The 16,723-nt window shown below is 47.4% G+C and carries 19 protein-coding genes and 1 tRNA gene; 18 read left to right on the forward strand and 2 right to left on the reverse strand.

Annotated features, from left to right (window positions below):
* Positions 1-49 precede the first annotated feature (49 nt).
* From KQJ23_RS08125 to KQJ23_RS08150, 6 genes are all read left to right on the forward strand, one after another.
* Entirely contained in the window at positions 50-1,066 is a 1,017-nt protein-coding gene (locus tag KQJ23_RS08125; protein WP_216478347.1) for an ABC transporter substrate-binding protein, read from the forward strand.
* Positions 1,067-1,092: 26 nt separating this feature from the next.
* Positions 1,093-2,100, forward strand: coding sequence for a FecCD family ABC transporter permease (locus KQJ23_RS08130; protein WP_216478348.1), 1,008 nt, complete (start codon positions 1,093-1,095; stop codon positions 2,098-2,100).
* A complete protein-coding gene (locus KQJ23_RS08135) occupies positions 2,093-3,121 on the forward strand; it encodes a FecCD family ABC transporter permease (protein WP_216478349.1) in 1,029 nt (342 codons plus the stop codon). The genes KQJ23_RS08130 and KQJ23_RS08135 overlap by 8 nt, the downstream gene beginning before the upstream one ends.
* An 18-nt stretch (positions 3,122-3,139) precedes the next feature.
* Positions 3,140-4,723 (forward strand): alpha/beta hydrolase, encoded by a 1,584-nt coding sequence (locus tag KQJ23_RS08140; RefSeq protein ID WP_216478350.1) that lies wholly within the window; start codon positions 3,140-3,142, stop codon positions 4,721-4,723.
* A 347-nt stretch (positions 4,724-5,070) separates the two neighbouring features.
* Positions 5,071-5,391 (forward strand): AzlD domain-containing protein, encoded by a 321-nt coding sequence (locus KQJ23_RS08145; RefSeq protein ID WP_216478351.1) that lies wholly within the window; start codon positions 5,071-5,073, stop codon positions 5,389-5,391.
* Positions 5,392-5,455: 64 nt separating this feature from the next.
* Positions 5,456-6,151, forward strand: coding sequence for an AzlC family ABC transporter permease (locus KQJ23_RS08150; protein WP_216478352.1), 696 nt, complete (start codon positions 5,456-5,458; stop codon positions 6,149-6,151).
* On the opposite strand, the gene KQJ23_RS08155 is transcribed toward KQJ23_RS08150, so the two are convergent.
* A complete protein-coding gene (locus tag KQJ23_RS08155) occupies positions 6,148-6,792 on the reverse strand; it encodes a nitrogen regulation protein NR(II) (RefSeq protein WP_216478353.1) in 645 nt (214 codons plus the stop codon). The two genes, KQJ23_RS08150 and KQJ23_RS08155, sit on opposite strands and share 4 nt — an antisense overlap.
* A 185-nt stretch (positions 6,793-6,977) precedes the next feature.
* On the opposite strand from KQJ23_RS08155, the gene KQJ23_RS08160 reads away from it, so the two are divergent.
* The 6 genes from KQJ23_RS08160 (at position 6,978) to KQJ23_RS08185 (ending at position 11,127) form a co-directional block, all read left to right on the forward strand.
* Positions 6,978-7,343: a helix-turn-helix domain-containing protein gene (locus tag KQJ23_RS08160; protein WP_216478354.1), complete on the forward strand. Its 366-nt coding sequence runs from the start codon at positions 6,978-6,980 to the stop codon at positions 7,341-7,343.
* 58 nt (positions 7,344-7,401) lie between these two features.
* Positions 7,402-7,484: transfer RNA gene (locus KQJ23_RS08165), tRNA-Leu, on the forward strand.
* A gap of 229 nt (positions 7,485-7,713) precedes the next feature.
* Positions 7,714-7,995: a hypothetical protein gene (locus KQJ23_RS08170; protein WP_216478355.1), complete on the forward strand. Its 282-nt coding sequence runs from the start codon at positions 7,714-7,716 to the stop codon at positions 7,993-7,995.
* A gap of 89 nt (positions 7,996-8,084) precedes the next feature.
* On the forward strand, positions 8,085-8,525 hold the full coding sequence (locus KQJ23_RS08175) for a thiol-disulfide oxidoreductase DCC family protein (protein WP_216478356.1): 441 nt from the start codon (positions 8,085-8,087) through the stop codon (positions 8,523-8,525).
* 1,191 nt (positions 8,526-9,716) lie between these two features.
* Positions 9,717-10,616 (forward strand): hypothetical protein, encoded by a 900-nt coding sequence (locus KQJ23_RS08180; protein ID WP_216478357.1) that lies wholly within the window; start codon positions 9,717-9,719, stop codon positions 10,614-10,616.
* Position 10,617: 1 nt separating this feature from the next.
* On the forward strand, positions 10,618-11,127 hold the full coding sequence (locus tag KQJ23_RS08185) for a hypothetical protein (protein WP_216478358.1): 510 nt from the start codon (positions 10,618-10,620) through the stop codon (positions 11,125-11,127).
* Positions 11,128-11,213: 86 nt separating this feature from the next.
* Here the strand turns inward: KQJ23_RS08185 and KQJ23_RS08190 are convergent, their stop codons facing one another.
* Positions 11,214-11,471 carry a DUF4190 domain-containing protein gene (locus tag KQJ23_RS08190; RefSeq protein ID WP_216478359.1) on the reverse strand — a complete coding sequence of 86 codons (258 nt, stop codon included), beginning with the start codon at positions 11,469-11,471 and terminating at the stop codon, positions 11,214-11,216.
* 244 nt (positions 11,472-11,715) lie between these two features.
* Between KQJ23_RS08190 and KQJ23_RS08195 the strand changes: the two genes are divergently transcribed.
* Genes KQJ23_RS08195 through KQJ23_RS08220 form a run of 6 tightly spaced genes read left to right on the forward strand, consistent with a single transcriptional unit; the run spans position 11,716 to position 16,707 of the window.
* Entirely contained in the window at positions 11,716-12,903 is a 1,188-nt protein-coding gene (locus tag KQJ23_RS08195; RefSeq protein WP_216478360.1) for an AAA family ATPase, read from the forward strand.
* Positions 12,879-14,141 (forward strand): TadA family conjugal transfer-associated ATPase, encoded by a 1,263-nt coding sequence (locus tag KQJ23_RS08200; protein WP_216478361.1) that lies wholly within the window; start codon positions 12,879-12,881, stop codon positions 14,139-14,141. Before KQJ23_RS08195 ends, KQJ23_RS08200 begins: the two co-directional genes overlap by 25 nt.
* A complete protein-coding gene (locus KQJ23_RS08205) occupies positions 14,128-14,937 on the forward strand; it encodes a type II secretion system F family protein (RefSeq protein WP_216478362.1) in 810 nt (269 codons plus the stop codon). Before KQJ23_RS08200 ends, KQJ23_RS08205 begins: the two co-directional genes overlap by 14 nt.
* Positions 14,938-14,948: 11 nt before the next feature.
* Positions 14,949-15,821 (forward strand): type II secretion system F family protein, encoded by an 873-nt coding sequence (locus KQJ23_RS08210; protein ID WP_216478363.1) that lies wholly within the window; start codon positions 14,949-14,951, stop codon positions 15,819-15,821.
* Positions 15,822-15,859: 38 nt separating this feature from the next.
* The gene (locus tag KQJ23_RS08215; protein ID WP_044477476.1) at positions 15,860-16,054 is read left to right on the forward strand and encodes a Flp1 family type IVb pilin; all 195 of its coding nucleotides are present in this window, start codon (positions 15,860-15,862) and stop codon (positions 16,052-16,054) included.
* Positions 16,051-16,707, forward strand: coding sequence for a TadE/TadG family type IV pilus assembly protein (locus KQJ23_RS08220; RefSeq protein WP_216478364.1), 657 nt, complete (start codon positions 16,051-16,053; stop codon positions 16,705-16,707). Before KQJ23_RS08215 ends, KQJ23_RS08220 begins: the two co-directional genes overlap by 4 nt.
* The last annotated feature ends 16 nt before the right edge of the window (positions 16,708-16,723 follow it).

Genomic DNA, 16,723 nt, shown 5'->3' on the forward strand with positions numbered 1-16,723 from the left:
ATGATAATCATTATCAATTAAGAGAGATGGAAGGGGAAAGCAGGGTATTATGAAAAAGAGCAAACTGATGGCGTTTGTGCTTCTGGTAGCCGTACTGCTGATTTCTGGCTGTGGCGCCAACAAGACTAACGAAGCTTCCGGTAATGCAGCCAATAACGGAGCCGCAACAGGAGTCGAAGAGACACAAGCGGCAACGACAGAGACAGAGCCGGAGGGCGATGAGTCGGCAACGAGAGTCATTAAATATCTGGATCAAGAGTATACCGTTCCATCCCAAATTGAACGAATCGTTATTACAGGGGCTGTAGAAGCGATGGAAGATGCGATTGTGCTGGATGTTCAGCCGGTCGGAGCGATTTCTTTTGCAGGAGAGTTCCCTGAACTGTTCTCCAAGGTAACAGCAAATGCTGTATCTATCGGTGAGAAGACGGAACCAAACTTTGAACAAATTCTGTCCTTGAAACCGGATGTAATCCTGGGGACTTCGAAGTTCAAGCCGGAAGTAGCGGAACAATTGAACAAAATTGCCACGATGATTCCATACTCGCATATCTCCACCAACTGGGAGAGCAACCTGAAGCTGCTCGGTGAGATCAGCGGCAAGACAGCCGAGGCGGAAGCGGCGATTACTCAGTATAAGAGCGACCTGGAAGCGGGGAAAGCGGAGCTTGGCGAAGCTTTGACAGATAGCAAGGTAGTCACAATTCGTATTCGTGGCGGCGAGGCTTATGTCTATCCGAAGGACGTCTTCTTCAATCCTGTTCTGTATGAAGATCTGGGCTTTACCGTGCCGGCTGAGATTGAAGCTGCCGAGGCACAAGAGCTGATCTCTACGGAGAAATTGGCCGAGATGAATCCGGACTATCTGTTTATCCAATTCTCGGAGGCTGAAAATACGGATACACCTAAAGCATTGGAAGAATTCCAGAATAATCCGATTGTAGGAAGCCTGGATGCCTTTAAGAACGGTCATGCTTTTGTTAATGTTGTCGATCCATTGGCTCAAGGCGGAACAGCCTACAGTAAAATCGAGTTTTTGAAGGCGGTATTGTCGAGTTTGAAATAAAATTTGCGATAAGGCGTTGTTAAACTATGCGATTTCGACCTTCGCTGCCGGCTGTCATTCTCATAATGACACCGGCAGTTTGCCTGTTTCTTGCTGTGGTGTCCGTTCTCTACGGCGCCAAGGATATCTCCGCCGAGACGGTCTGGCAAGCCCTGTTTTCCTTTGATAGCGGCAATGTGGATCATCAGATTATTCGCAGCTCCCGTCTGCCTCGTGCGCTCGGTGCGCTGTTGATCGGTGCCTTTCTGGCCGTATCCGGTGCCTTGATGCAAGGGATGACGCGCAACTATCTGGCCTCTCCTTCGATTATGGGGGTAGCGGATGGCTCGGTCTTTGCCGTGACGATCGTAATGATTCTTTTGCCGAATACAAGCTCTTATGGACTGATCTTCAGCTCTATGCTGGGCTCCCTGATTGGCGCCACGCTCGTCTTTGGACTGGCCTGGCTGGTTCCCGGAGGGCTAAGTCCGGTTAAGCTTGCGATTCTCGGAACGATTGTCGGGACCTTCTTGAGCGGGATTTCTTCAGCGATCTCGGTCTATTTTCAAATCTCACAAAATATCAGCTTCTGGTATAATGCAAGGCTTCACAGCATGGACCCCGCTTTGATCAAGCTGAGCCTTCCGTTTGCTGCGGTCGGACTGCTGCTTGCCATCGGCTTATCCCGGTTCGTTACGCTGCTTGCATTAGGCGAGGATACGGCGAAAGGGCTAGGGGTACATACCTGGTTGATCAGGGTGCTTTGCACCGTTGCCGTGGTCATTATGACGGGGGTGGCTGTTGCTCTTGCGGGGAAAATCGCATTTGTCGGATTGATCATTCCGCATATTGCCCGCTTCTTTGCAGGCACGGATTATCGGCGGATTGTTCCGGTGTCCGGGGCGCTCGGAGCGATTTTCCTCCTGGCCTGCGACATTCTTGCCAGATTCATTAACTACCCGTTCGAGACGCCGGTTGGGGTGGTCACCTCACTGATCGGTGTTCCGTTCTTCCTTTATCTAATCAAGATGAAAGGAGGAAAGAGCAATGTCTAACCGGAATTCATCGTTCGCAAGGTTCGGGTTGGTGGTATTGATCGGATTGTTGTTCGTCCTGGCTACGATGTATGTGAGCCTGACGAACGGAATGTTTGATATTTCGGTAAAGGATGTCTTTAGAACCTTGCTCGGGCTGGAGACCAACGCAGATTATCGCCTTGTCATCTTCGAGTTCCGCTTGCCGCGTATCGTCTTGGCGGCTCTGGTGGGAGCGGCTTTGGGGATGGCGGGAGCTGTCATTCAGGGAATTACCCGAAACGGCTTGGCGGATCCGGGTATTCTGGGGATCAATGCCGGGGCGGGGATGACGGTGGTCCTGTTCATGTTCTTCTTCCAGGGACAGGTTACCTTTACCGGATGGCTCGGGGTAATGCTCATGCCATTGTTTGGATTGGCGGGAGGGATCGCAGCCACCTTGTGCATGTATGCCTTTGCAAGGCAACAAGGGCGTCTGGATCCGCAGCGCCTCGTGCTAGTGGGGATAGCGATCGCTTCAGGCTTTGGAGCGGTGACCTTGTTCATTTCGTTAAAAATGAATCCTAGAGACTACGAGGCAGCCGTCTCCTGGCTGGCCGGAAGCCTGCATGGAGCCAACTGGAAATTCGTCGTCACGATGTTGCCGTGGATGCTGGTGCTTCCGCTCTGTATCTGGCTTAGATCCAAACAGCTGGATATTTATCAATTAGGCGAGGACAGCGCCAGAAGCTCCGGAGTAGCCGTGGAACGGGAAAAGAATCTTCTCTTATTGTGCAGCATCGGGCTTGTGAGTGCGGGTGTATCCGTCTCGGGCAGTATCGGCTTTATCGGGCTGATCGCTCCTCATCTGGCTCGCCGTCTCGTGGGCCTGGGCCACAAGTATATGCTCCCGGTGAGCGGCATACTTGGCATGGCCATGGTCGTGATCGGCGATTTTATCGGTAAGACCCTCTTCGCGCCGGCGGAGCTTCCGGTAGGAATTGTGGTATCCATTATCGGCGTTCCATACTTTGTCTATCTCATGATTCGAACGAGAAATTAATGAAGGGAAGTTGACGGGGTGTATCTACATCGACTCCATAAGATAACGGTAGGGGAACGGGCTCTGACCGTGTACCTGCCCCCATCCTATGATCATGGACAAGAGGCCTATCCAGTTGCTTATGTGCATGATGGCGGGAAGCTGTTTATGAACTGCTTGAACTATCTGGAGCATCTGTATACTGCATATAAGCTGTCAGGAGTCATTCTGGTTGGCGTCGAGTCCGCAAATCGGAATGATGAGTATACGCCATGGCCGGCGGAGGAATTGATTAAGACTTGGCCAGATTTCGGGGGGAAAGGCCCGGCATATGTGCAAGAACTGGCTGACGTCATCAAGCCCTATATTGACGAGAATTACCGCACCTTGCCTGAACGGGAGCATACAGCGGTAATCGGCGGGTCTTTCGGCGGTTTGATTTCACTCTTTGCTCTGTATTGGAGGCCGGAGGTATTCGGGAACGGCGGCCTGATCTCGGCATCCTTCTGGTATGAAGGAGTGCTTGCCTATGTGCAGGAGCACCCGCTTTCCTCTACAGTCCGCGTATTCATGTCGATCGGGAAAAACGAGGGAATCTACAAGCAGAATATCCAAAAAAACATGGTACCTTACACCATGAAGGCACACCAATTGTTCCAGTCAGCCTTGCCAGACGGAGAACTGCTGCTGGCGGTAGATCCGGAGGGCACACATGATACCTTGTTCATGACGAGGCAGTTCCCGGAAGCTATATCCTGGCTATTCGAGCGAAAGGGGCGCAGGACACAAGACGCTGACAATGGAGAAGGGGAAAATACACCTCATCAGATTCAGGGGACGGTCAGCTTCCTGAGAAGCTCTATTCGAACCGGCAGACAGTACCGGATTTCTGTCGCCCAGCCGATGGCGCCGCCTCCGAAGGGAGGATATCCGGTACTCTACATGCTGGATGCGAACGCAAGCTTCGGTACCTTCGCAGAGGCAAACCGCTTGCAAACCCGTCGTCCGCGAGGGCATGAACCGGCCATTATCGTCGGCATCGGGTATGATTCACCGGACCCGATGGTCACGCCGGATCGGTTCATCGATTACACCGAACCTGCTGACCGGGACAAAATGCCCGTCCGTCCGGATGGCAGCTTGTGGCCTGATAATGGCGGAGCTGAGGATTTTCTTAACTTTATCAGCGAGCAGCTCAAGCCGGAGATTGAGCGGATGTACAATATTCACCCGAAGCGCCAGAGCTTGCTGGGCCATTCGCTAGGCGGATTTTTTGCTCTCTATGCCATGATGACCAGGACAGAGCTGTTTCAACAGTATATCGCTGCGAGCCCGTCGATCTGGTGGAACGATCAGTCCTTGTACGGCCATTTGGACCAATGGCTCGCTTCCCGGCAGGCTAGTCATGAGCCGATGGAGCCTGTCGCCTGTATGGTCTGTGTCGGTTCTGAGGAAAAGGGGAGCATGCTGGACGGAGCAAGAGAAATGGCCAAGGCGCTGAGAGAGCATCAGGAGCATGTAGATATACACTACTTTGAAGTAGAGGGAGAGGGGCATGTCTCCTTGCTGCCTGCTATCGTCAGTCCAATCCTTCGATATGTCTCGAGGCACCGTAAGCCTTAACTTGCAAAATTTCATAGCTATTTCAATGATGAAGAGCAGCCCTATTCAGAAGGGGACTGCTCTCCTCTCTTTTAGGGGCGGTATGCTATAATATAATCTTTATTATATAAATTGAACTATAAAGCTACGTTAGAAAGGGGATAAGTGTGAAGTGTGCTGTAGAAGCGTTTGCGTTCGCCTTTGTGAGTGGATTTCTACCTTATAATATCTTAGTTCAATTAGAGAAATCCGCGAACAACAGCGATCGTAAGCACACTTCACACGTTGCCCCCGGAACGTAAAATTCAGTAGTTCAACTGATATAATACATATATTCATATAGACATTATTGGATTTGAGGGAATAAGATGGAAAATCTATTTTGGATCATTGCGGTGACAGGTGTGGGGACTTATTTATTTCGTGCAGGCTCGCTGGTATTAGGAAGCCGAGTGAAATGGAACGAGCGGACAAAAGAATGGCTCTCCTACGTTTCTCCGGCTGTGCTGGGGGCTATGCTGGGGCCGGTTCTGCTTTTGTCGGATAATCGCTGGGTATCTGTCACAGACAATGCCGTATTGCTTGCCGCGCTCCCTACCATGCTGATTGCATGGAAGACGCGCCGATTTTTATTGACTGTAACCGCCGGTATATTGCTGTATGCGCTCATTCGCTACCTCATCTTATAGGGCGACGGTGCGAGATGCATAAGTCGGCTTCGAACCACCTCTTATAGAATTCGGAGAGAAGAATATGAATCCATTGGACAAAATCAGACAAGGGTTAAGAGATGTATTTCCTGTTGTATTAGCTTATTTTCCTTTGGCAGTCGCATTTGGCGTTCTGGCTTCCGCTTCCGGGATGCCGGCACATTATAATTTTCTGACCTCCGCATGGATATACTCTGGCGGGGCTCAATTTATGCTGCTTAGTCTGCTGGGCGATGCCATTTCTCCCTTTACGATCATATCGACATTGCTGCTGGTTAATATGCGGCACATTATGTATGGCACATCAATCGGGCCGTATGTAAGGGGATGGAGCGAGCCCTATAAATGGCTGGGTGCCTTCGGATTGACCGACGAAGTATTCGCCGTCGTGTCCAGCCGATTAGACAAGAACGAGCGCTTGAGTGTCCCTTATTTCATAACTGTGATGCTCGCAGCATACGGCTCTTGGCTGGCGGGAACCCTAGCGGGCTATGGCCTGGGTACATTGATCCCGTCAGGAATGGCAGAAATTCTTGGGTTTGCGCTACCGGCCTTATTCATTGCCTTGCTCTTTGGCAGTGAACGAAGCCGGGCGGACTGGACAGCTGCGCTGTGCGGCGCCCTCTTGGCTACTGTCGCAGCCTTATTGAATGCTGGAGGTATTGGGATCGTGCTTGGAGGATTGCTCGGCGCAGCCGTCGCTATGAAGGTGAAGCCGAAGAGGCAAGAGCACAGCTAATCCGTATCGGAGGTTATGTCAGGGACATCGAGAATCGAGGAGTATTTTGGGTATAGGGTTCTTATGCAATCCGGGCAAATATCATGGGTAAATTCTGCATGGGTGTGCCGAATGAGATATTCCTCAATCAAGGTCCAGTGATTAGCCTCGTCTTTGATCTTTTTGCATACCGCGCAGATGGGCAGCAAGCCCCTTAAGGTCCTCACCTCGCCTAGAGCTGTCCTCAGGCTATTCTCCAACGCTTTGTAGAAGGTGACATCGGTCAACGTAAGCAATAACCCTTCGACCTGGCTAGAGATGGGCTGGATGAAGGGGGAAATTTCTAACACCAGTGATCGCCTGGAAGGAGATTCAATGGTTAACTCCATGGCGAAGAACGGGGCACAGCCTCTTAATACGGAGCGAAAATGGCGAAATAGCTGGCGGAAGGTGTGCGGCGGAGAGAACTTGGGATAGGGTCCTTTTTTCAAACGCTCGAGCATGTTGAATCCAATGCTGCTCCATGCTGGTGAGAGCCCAAGATCAACGGTTTGCTGAATCAAGACGGGATTCACGGCCTGAACAACTCCTTCAGGATCAATGATTGCGAACCCTCTAGACAGATTTTGTGTTGCTTGGTGTGCGGAAATGATCTCGGTCACAGTAGACGCTCCTATAATACATATTCATATCAGTGCTTTACGACCCTATTAATGGCTGGAAATGCTGTGATATAATGGTTCTACAATTCTATTTCTAAGTCATTATAAGCGCAAAAGCGTAATTTCTCAACTGTTAATTACTTTTATGCGTAATTCGATGTATTTTGAAGGAAGGTCGGGGCACAGTGTCTATCTACAACAGGATCGAGTTTCTTATTAAGTCGCACAGTTTAACGAAAAAATCATTTTGTGAGGAATTGAAAATCAGCACAGGTAACCTCGGAGATTGGAGAAGGGGAAAGTCGACGCCAAGCACGAATAAACTCATCGAGATTGCTGCTTTTTTTGACGTCAGTCTGGATTGGCTGCTAACCGGGCGAGAGCGGGTCGCTCAACCAGCGGGAGGCGTGAGTGAGCTTCCTGCCGACTATGTGTTTCGGGGTGGGGAAGCATTAAATACGGAACTGGAGCCCGCAGAGAGAGAATTTATTCAGGAGTACATAGCTTTCGCGAAATACCGCAAGCTGCGGCGCAATTCGGGAGGGAATTAATACCACTTTACATTTAAGATTTCAGAAGATATAATAAATCTTGTCGCTTTAACAACTTGCGGTCGTGGTGGAATGGCAGACACGCTATCTTGAGGGGGTAGTGGGTGTATACCCGTGGAGGTTCGAGTCCTCTCGACCGCATTGAAATGATGGACTCCGTGAAGAGTCTGAGAAGAGATCGATTAGGGGCAAGTCCCTTGATCGATTTTTTTTATTTTGGCATCTGCTATAAGTTGAAGCTAATTCGGCAATAATTGAAATAGCCCCGGAGCGGATTGTCATCCTCTTCCAAGTTGACACACCCCGGAAAAATACTTTAATATGTCTAAGTACTACAGAGCACTATATCTTATAAATACGGGTGATGATCATGTCTTACAGACCGAATGTAACGAATGTGACCAAGGCTGGAAGCAATGAAAAAGAAGGATTGTACGAGTTTATCGTAGGGTTGGCCGACGGGACGAAATGCAGGGTATTTTATAATAACCACAATTCGAAATGGCAGCTTACCAACATCAGCCGGTTGCAGCAGACGCCATGTCCGGTCTGCCGTAAAGACTTCATCTGCAAATGCATGGATCAGTTTTCAGGTGATATTGCGAGCCAGATTGAAGATGGACAATGGTTTGACAAGGCTCTTGCTCAATAAGTAGCAGAGTTGGAATAATGAGCGCGGGGGAGCTGCCCCGTGCTTTTTTCTATTCGAGGTTGTTTAATACGTATTATAAGGAGGTTAGGATGAAAAAGAGTCCGCCATTGAAGCAGGAACGCAGCATCGTCTTGTTTGACGGCGTATGTCATCTGTGCCAGGCTGCCGTTCGTTTTATCATTGAACGCGACCCTTCCGGGAAATTTGCCTTTACGTCTCTGCAATCCGCTACTGCGGCCAGGCTGCTGGGAAGAGAGCTTCCGGAGGGAGAAGCTCCGTCAACGATCATACTGGTGGAGAACGGAAGCTGTTATACCCAATCCACAGCAGCCCTTCGCATTGCCAGACGTCTTCGTTTTCCCTGGCCGGCCTTGTATGTCTTTATCGTTCTCCCTTCACCGATTCGGGATGTCATATATAATTTTATTGCTGCTCGCCGTTATCGATGGTTTGGCAAGGATACAGCCTGCATGGTGCCTACGCCGGAAATTCGCAGTCGTTTTATTGAAGATCATAAGGAGGATCGTTAGAATATCGATTGGGTGGCAAAAAATTCTAATAAGAGCTATTCATTTGATATTTCGACAAGAACAGTGCTGACGATCAAACAGAGCTTAAAACGGCAACTGGCCAGACCGACTATGTTACCAAGCATCAAGTAAGTCAGCAGTGGCAATGAATTATAGCTGAGCTATTTGTGAAGGAGAATCAGCATCTTCAGATGCAAGATGAAAAAATCAAGCCTAGATTCTAGGGGATCGCTCGGAGTTTTGCCAAAGAAAAGATTCCTGCACTTTATAAGAGGGATCGCGGTGGCTAAAGGTATAACTTCAAAGGAGTGCTGGCAACTTGATGTGATTACTTGTGACAGAACAAATAATCATGGTTAATCCTGATCAAACATTACACCAAACAGAGATTTAAAGAGGGTTAAATGTGTGGTTTGATTTACCAAGAATTGAGTATCAAGAATATTTTTTTATGAAATTAAAAGGCACCGCCAAGTTATAAGGTCTCTTTTTCGTTTGTATATCATACAATTAGTTGTGCTATTTAATAAACCTGATTTAAAGCAGAGTTCGGCTATACTTACCTACATAGGCGGTATTTACTTATGAATGCAATCGCCAAACAACTGCCCATAAGTACCGCCGTTATGCTGGAAAACTGCTTTTATTGGGTTCATTTGCCCCTAAGGGTAGGTCCTACTTCTCTTACTGATTCCAAGAATGATAAGGGAGTAACGAACAAAAAGGTAAGCTGCTAAAGAGCTTAGCAATGAAATTGATCCATCGCATCATTCTCCTCGTGTTCTTATTTTTTGAACATTGTTGATTATAGCCCATAACGTACATATTTGATTATATATTATTTGGATAAATATAGAAATGAAAGTAGAGGCCGATGGCCTCTACTTTCATTTCTAAAACCTTGAATATCTTTGTATTTCCTTAGTAAACTAACACGAAATGTGAAATGGACACGGAAATAACTATAATTCCATATAATGTATCAGTTGTAACCATTTTATTACTATTATGTAAATTTTACATCTTTATAATATTGTAGAGTTGGATTGTAAATAAATTATAGAGAAAGTCTGACTCAAATTGACTTATTCTTAACTTTAGTGTCAATTGAAGCTGGCCAGCCTTCAATCCACCATAAACTATTCCTATGAATATTTCATCAAGCAAAAATATAATTAGAGGGAGATTATTATGAAAAAAATCTTATCTATAATATTCGCTTGTTCATTCTTTGTATATTCTGGAATATCTTATGCTTCTCCTGTAAGTAATGGTGTCGATACAAAGCAGTTGCAGGAAAAGGTTAAGTTAGAACAATCCATTATGAGTGAATCTAAGATACCCTTACAAAAGGTCACTATTGATCCAAATAATAGTGCTGAAGTGGAATTAACTATTAATGATTATGACGTGCTACCAGAAACCGCTAATGATATTCGTGAATTTGCTGGAAAAGTCCAAAATGGTGAACTTGCCTCGGGAGAAATTAGTTTATTTGTACCAGCGGTCAGTCTATCAGCTGTAGGTGGCTCAACCACTAGAGAATATGTAGGGTACAAAAACAAGTTGTATCGTGAAGAAGTCGTAGTATACGTGAGTTCTAGCAATCCATCGGAAATTGGGAAGACAACAAAAGAAAAATGGGCCGATTATGTAAAAAAAATTATTACAGGAACCGTTAATTACTATATTGATAAAGCACTGGATTCTTATACTTTAGATTCTTGGAGTATGTCAAAAATTTTTTTAACGGCCATACCTACGCAAGTTCCTGCTACATCAGATATTACACATTTTGCGGTGTTTAATCAGACTGTAGCCAAAAAGAATACCTATATACAAATAAATGATGGCATAAAAAATGTATGGGCTTTTGGATACGCCAGTGAGAGCGGTAGTGTGTATTGGCAAAATTACCGTCTTGTCCAAGGATACGGTTTGATAAATGATCAAGACACTCCTGTCGTATCAAAAACGTTGCCAAATTACAATAAGGGTGACGAAAAGGCATGGCAGTGGTATGTTCAAGGAGGGGTTACTGAGCGTTTTAGTAATTACAAGTATGGGGGTGTAGTATTCAACGCGATTTAATATGAAAAAAAACATTATATTAATAGTGAGTTTGCTAATTTTGGGACTGTTGATTTATGGTTTATATAGCGGTTACATGTACACAAGCAGTTATTATAAACATGAACATATTAAAGAAGCAGTTATAGAACTTTATGAAATTATTCCCGGTAAAGGAATGTCAACAATTCAACATATTAAAACCACGGATGAGCAAGAAATTTTTGAAGTGGTAGAGCTCTTGAAAGACAGGACAGTCATAAAATTAATTCCTGACATTGGGCCAGCAAGAAATTATACGAGTGAAACTTTTTATTTGCGAGTTGAGTTTATTTCAGATACAAATTTAACCTTAGAGTACAGAATTCTCTCCACCGGGCATGTTGAAGTTGAAAAAGGCTTTGGTACCGGTTCCTCAAATACTTTGGTTTTCGGTGGTAGCAGCAAGAAATGGTTTAATGAAATTAAAGCCTTGGTCAATGAAAAAAAGCAAAATCCACTATGGTTTAACCCGGAACTTTTATTAAAATAATTTGATGCACATCAGAGGAAGAAGCACCCCTTATTTAGCGGAAACGTTTTATAAGTGGTGCTTTTTTTATTTTATAGAGATGATTCTTAAAACCAATACTTGGCAAGGTACAAGAATAGGACACAATAGCCAGCCAATGCTAAAGCTCCGCATACTCTTCCTGCGATCGACAACCCTTTTCCTTGACTGTATGAACTTGACATTTCATTAATAGATTGCCTTGACAGTATGATTGCTGCTATCGCAAGGAAAAATCCAAAAAGCGGTATGACCAAAGATAAAATTCCCAAGATTAACGAGGCAACAGACTTAGAATTAATCTGTTCTGGTGAATTTCTAGACAATTCCTTCGACCTCCTTTACTCCTTTGACCTGAATATATCAAATTATGGAAGAGATATCCATGCTTCATTCGCCAGTCATTGCTTTTGTTCAGGTGTGATTTGAATAGGGACTTGTCTGAATAACGTTATTATGATATTCTAACTGTAAATTTAAGGAATACCGGAACGGAAGCACCGTCCACCTACCGAGTCATCGGTTCGTGGGCGGTGCTTTTTTTGGTTCCGGGAGGAGGTGAGGCGGGCGATGCAGCCAATCAGGCTTGTTTTAGCCGCAACAGAAGAGGATTACATTGAACCGTTTCTTCAATATATCCGTTGTAGTGAGTTTGAAAGACGGTTGGTGGTGACCGCTTTCAGCCGGAAGGAAGCACTATGGAAATATATTGAGAATGAGCCCGATGAGATGGATGCCGTTCTTGGAGAGACATCGTTTCGGGAGGGCTGGCAAGGGAAGCTGCGGGAGGGGGCTCCATGGATTGAGCTCCGGGAAGGAGGATATTCCGATCGGGAAGTTAGATCAGGCCTAGGGGTATCGAAGTACCAGCCATTAAGCCGTTTGCTGGCAGAGATTGAGGAGATGATCCGGGGCAGAAGAGAGACGGTTGGGAATGAGGGGAAGACAAAACTGATCGGAGTCATATCGGCAGCAGGAGGAAGCGGGAAGACAACAGTCTCTATCCAGCTTGCCAGACAGTTCGCATCCGAGGGAAAGCATGTAATTTACATCAGTCTTGAATCACTTCAGTCAAATATTTCAAGTGACGGAAGAGAGGAGGTCGAGGCTGAGGGACGCCCGGGTTTGGCTCGGCTGTTATATGACTTGAAGGCATCAGGGGAGAAGCATCAGAAGCCCCGTCATCCAATTAGTCACTATGTATATAGAAATGCTTTCTTGAGGGGCGACGCCTTTCCGGCATTGTATAACCTGAACGAGATGAAGGAGTTGGAGCGAAGTGATGTTGTAGCATTGCTCGAATTCATTATTGAGAGCCGGAGTTATGATGCTGTAATTGTTGATACGGATTCCATTCCTGATTTTCGTATAGAGACCGTGATGGAACGGGCAGACCAGCTTCTTTGGATTGTCGGTGAGAACCAGATCATATTGGACAAGACGGTAAAATGGCTGGTATTTCTGGAACGAACCAACCCGGGGCTATACAACGGGATTATAGGAAAGTCGCTGTTTGTTGCCAATCGCACGACAGAAGAAGTCCCCCGTTCTCTTCCTGAAAGAAACATCCCGATTTCGGCCGTACTGCCCTGGATTTCAGCGTGGAATGGCCTTACTGGATATGCTGAAGGTCAGCGGCAGGCGCCCGCATATCAACGAGATGTGATGAAATTGAGCAGATTGCTTCACGAGAATGAGAACCGGACGGCTCCTGGTGGAAGGGAGAGCCCGGCATGCTCGAAGATGAGCTCTTCCTGACACTGCGCCGAGAGATTCGCTCTGGACTTGATGTGACATCTACTATGCAGGATGACCAGCTAATGGAGCATATCGAGCGGTATGTTCTTGGAGATGAACGGTTAACGGAGCTGACTTCAACAGCGAAGCGAAAATGGGTGCGCAGGCTGTACGATTCTTTCCGAGGGCTTGATGTACTGCAGCCTCTGATCGATGACCGAACCATCACGGAGATTATGATCAATGGTCATGAGGAGATTTTTATAGAGCAAGCAGGAGCTATCCGGCAGCTTACTGCGCAGTTTGAATCAAGGGGACGGCTGGAGGATATTATTCAGAGCATCGTGTCGAATGTGAACCGGGTTGTCAATGAGTCGTCACCAATTGTCGATGCCCGGTTGAAGGATGGCTCCCGGGTCAATATTGTACTTCCGCCGATTTCACTTAAAGGACCGGCCATGACGATCCGGAAATTTCCCGAGCGGCCGTTATCTATGGATGATCTTGTGGCTAAGGGCTCGCTGGACACAGATACCGCTGAATGGTTAAAGAAGCTGATTTACGGCAAATTCAATATTTTTATCAGCGGGGGAACCGGATCCGGGAAAACCACGTTTTTGAATGCTCTGTCCCAATACATCCCTTCGGATGAACGGGTCATTACGATTGAGGACTCCGCAGAGCTGCAGATCGTAACAGTCCCTAACCTGGTCTCCTTAGAGACGCGGAATGCGAATACCGAAGGCAAAGGGGAAGTTACGGTCAGAGACCTGATCCGCTCCTCCCTCCGGATGCGCCCTAACCGAATTATTGTCGGGGAGGTTCGGGGGGCCGAGGCGCTTGATATGCTCCAGGCGATGAACACTGGCCATGACGGCAGCTTATCCACTGGGCATGCGAACAATACAGCAGATATGATCAGCCGTCTGGAGACCATGGTGTTGAGTGGCGCTGATTTGCCGATTGGGGTTGTAAGGAAGCAAATTGCTTCGGCGATCGATATTTTTATCCATTTGTCCAGGCTCCGTGACCGAAGCAGACGAGTCATGGAAATCTCTGAGGTCATCGGCATGGAGGATGGGGAGGTGGTTCTGAACCGATTGTATCAATTCAAAGAATTGGGTGAGGAAGAGGGGAAATTGATAGGGGTTCTGGAGCGAACGGGAACGATGCTTCGAACCGAGAAGCTGAGCATGGCAGGGATTGCTGCCGATGTAACGGCCCTATCTGAGGAGGCAAGCGCACATGGCATGGACTAAAAGGGTGCTGAGACAACTAAACGAAGCCAAAAAGCAGCCGCAAGGTGCTTCACCCCTTCCTGACTATCGGCAGTATACGCTCAGTAATCGGCAAAGAGCGGCCTGTTTATTGGTGGGCGGTTTATTACTGTACGGCATTGGCTATGTGTTTTTCCATTCGGTTATGATAGCTTTTGTTCTTGTCGGAGGCACGGTGCTTCTTCCAAAGTACTGGAGCCAATATTTGCTGCGCAGAAGACGCGAAGCATTAGGTCTTCATTTCAAACAGGCGCTGTATTCGCTGTCTTCCTCATTAGCCGCCGGGCGCTCTGTGGAGAATGGATTTCGTGAGGCGATCAACGATCTTGAGCTGTTGTATCCGGACGGGGGCAATGACTTGATCCGCGAGTTGGAGATTATCTGCGCCAGAATGCAGTATGGTCAACCTATCGAAGAGGCATTGCAAGACTTTAGCCAACGTGCAGATCTTGAAGACATACGCAATTTTGCGGATGTGTTCACAACCTGTAAACGCTCCGGAGGCGACCTCATCGAAATCGTAAGACGAACTTCTTCTATTATCAGCGAGAAGCTGGAGATTACCCAGGAGATCGGAGTCATGCTTGCCCAGAAGAGGTTTGAGTCCAAAGCAATGCTGGCGGCACCTGTGTTATTTCTGATCTTTATGGATGTCAGCTCACCGGATTATATGGAGCCCCTGCATAGCGGGGGAGGACTCCTTATTTCTGCGATAGCTCTTCTGATGTACGCAGGCTGCTCCTGGATGATTCTGCGTATGATGGATATCCGCCTATAAGGAGGCTAGGTATGCTCATTCTGGCTGGAATATTATTTGGGCTCTTATCGGTAGGCTGGATAGCACTCTTCGCTGTATCCCGGCCAAGATATACGGCTGGCAAGCCTGCTGAACTGGAGGGGATCCGCCTTCAGGCCATTGCTCCACCCATGTTGTATTTATTGGATCAGATAGCCGTCTCACGGAGACTTCCTATTTTCTTCTATAAAATTCAGCGCTCGATTACAAAAATTAGCGGAGGCAGACGAGGCGGAGAACACACCTTATTATTTTTAGCTGAAATGCTGTCTTATGCTTGGCTGCTGCTTACATTGGGCTGTCTGATGTCATTGTTGGCTCAGAAATCGGATGGACTGATTATCGGCACGATGCTTGCTTTCCTGCTGCCTGCTGCACTGATTCATGATTTGCACAAAAAAGTCGTTCGGCGGGAGCAAGAGATGCTGCTGGAATTGCCGGAGCTGCTTAACAAGATAATTTTGCTGGTCGGTGCAGGATCAACTGTGCAGCAGGCGATCCGGACGAGTATTGAACGGAAAGGAGAGGATTGTAAGCATCCTTTGTATAGAGAACTGAGACAGATGCAGCGGGAATGGGACGGGGGGTATTCATTTCAACAGGCGATGGAGGGCTTCTCCAGACGCTGCGGCATCCAGGAGATTTCTGCATTCGCAACAGCCGTCCTGCTTAATTTCCGAAGAGGAGGCAATGATTTTGTGCTCGCCCTGATGGACGTGTCCAGATCGTTATGGGAGCGGAGGAAGGCGATATGCAAGACACTCGGAGAGCAAGCCTCTTCGAAATTGATATTTCCGATGGTGCTCCTGTTTTTGGTGGTGGTCATTCTCGTAGGAGCCCCGGCATTTATGATGATGAATTTATAACTTAACTTAATTTAATTCATGAATAGGAGCGAATGGATATGTGGATGCAAATTCAAGGGAAAGTAAAGAGCTTTTGGGGAAATGAGGACGGTCTTGGCATGCTGGAGATGATCCTGATTATTGCCGTCATTGTTATTATTGCAATCATTTTCCGGTCTCAGCTTAAGGAGATGATTACGAGTCTGATGGGCAAGGCGAAGTCTCAGACCGAGGACTTCATGGAAGGTAAATGAGTAAGCTGCGTCGGGATTGTGAGGGAAGCTTTACGCTTGAAGCTTCCCTGGTCATGCCGGTAATATTTGTATCCCTGTTTCTGCTTCTGTTCTTCTGCTTGTATTTCTATCAACAGAGTATTCTCAGTCATGTTGCTGTCGTGGCAGCGGAACGAAGCGCCTATGTATGGGATAACAGCCACCGCGGGATAAGGGATGGCTCCTTTGAAGCCGGTGAACGCGATCAACTCTACTGGCGTTTGACCGAGGATCGGATGCTTGAGGCGATTTTCGGACTCGGAGGGAAGGTGGATGCGGCGGAGTTGCAATTACCGGTCGAAGGGAACAGCAAAGATTCTCTTGCGATCACGAAGCTGCTTAGAGTTGGTACAGAAATTCCGGCAGGGCTTGAAGGGAGTGTGGAATACCAGAATCAATTGCTGCTGCGAAAGGTAAGCGTCTCGCTGAACCGATTCGTCCCCTTTCCGGCCTTGGAGCGAGTCATCGGCTCACTGAGGCAAATCGGCATTTCCGAGGCCTATGTTGTCGATCCGGTGGAATGGATCAGGACAGTAGAGCTGGCTCGATATTATGGCGGCAGATTTAAAGAGCGCGGAGACGGTGGAATGAATCCCTCGGAGGCAGGGAAAGCGCTCGAAGCTTACGGGAAATGAGTGATCCGTTCCAAGC

This window comes from Paenibacillus brevis, from assembly GCF_018919145.1.
Lineage (GTDB): Bacteria > Bacillota > Bacilli > Paenibacillales > Paenibacillaceae > Fontibacillus > Fontibacillus brevis.

Bases quoted from the DNA above. Each gene is read 5' to 3' on its own strand.
- KQJ23_RS08195 (WP_216478360.1), top strand. From the start codon at position 11,716: ATGCAGCCAATCAGGCTTGTTTTAGCCGCAACAGAAGAGGATTACATT.
- KQJ23_RS08180 (WP_216478357.1), top strand. From the start codon at position 9,717: ATGAAAAAAATCTTATCTATAATATTCGCTTGTTCATTCTTTGTATAT.
- KQJ23_RS08145 (WP_216478351.1), top strand. From the start codon at position 5,071: ATGGAAAATCTATTTTGGATCATTGCGGTGACAGGTGTGGGGACTTAT.
- KQJ23_RS08220 (WP_216478364.1), top strand. From the start codon at position 16,051: ATGAGTAAGCTGCGTCGGGATTGTGAGGGAAGCTTTACGCTTGAAGCT.
- KQJ23_RS08210 (WP_216478363.1), top strand. From the start codon at position 14,949: ATGCTCATTCTGGCTGGAATATTATTTGGGCTCTTATCGGTAGGCTGG.
- KQJ23_RS08205 (WP_216478362.1), top strand. From the start codon at position 14,128: ATGGCATGGACTAAAAGGGTGCTGAGACAACTAAACGAAGCCAAAAAG.
- KQJ23_RS08125 (WP_216478347.1), top strand. From the start codon at position 50: ATGAAAAAGAGCAAACTGATGGCGTTTGTGCTTCTGGTAGCCGTACTG.
- KQJ23_RS08170 (WP_216478355.1), top strand. From the start codon at position 7,714: ATGTCTTACAGACCGAATGTAACGAATGTGACCAAGGCTGGAAGCAAT.
- KQJ23_RS08215 (WP_044477476.1), top strand. From the start codon at position 15,860: ATGTGGATGCAAATTCAAGGGAAAGTAAAGAGCTTTTGGGGAAATGAG.
- KQJ23_RS08130 (WP_216478348.1), top strand. From the start codon at position 1,093: ATGCGATTTCGACCTTCGCTGCCGGCTGTCATTCTCATAATGACACCG.
- KQJ23_RS08185 (WP_216478358.1), top strand. From the start codon at position 10,618: ATGAAAAAAAACATTATATTAATAGTGAGTTTGCTAATTTTGGGACTG.
- KQJ23_RS08150 (WP_216478352.1), top strand. From the start codon at position 5,456: ATGAATCCATTGGACAAAATCAGACAAGGGTTAAGAGATGTATTTCCT.
- KQJ23_RS08135 (WP_216478349.1), top strand. From the start codon at position 2,093: ATGTCTAACCGGAATTCATCGTTCGCAAGGTTCGGGTTGGTGGTATTG.
- KQJ23_RS08175 (WP_216478356.1), top strand. From the start codon at position 8,085: ATGAAAAAGAGTCCGCCATTGAAGCAGGAACGCAGCATCGTCTTGTTT.
- KQJ23_RS08200 (WP_216478361.1), top strand. From the start codon at position 12,879: ATGCTCGAAGATGAGCTCTTCCTGACACTGCGCCGAGAGATTCGCTCT.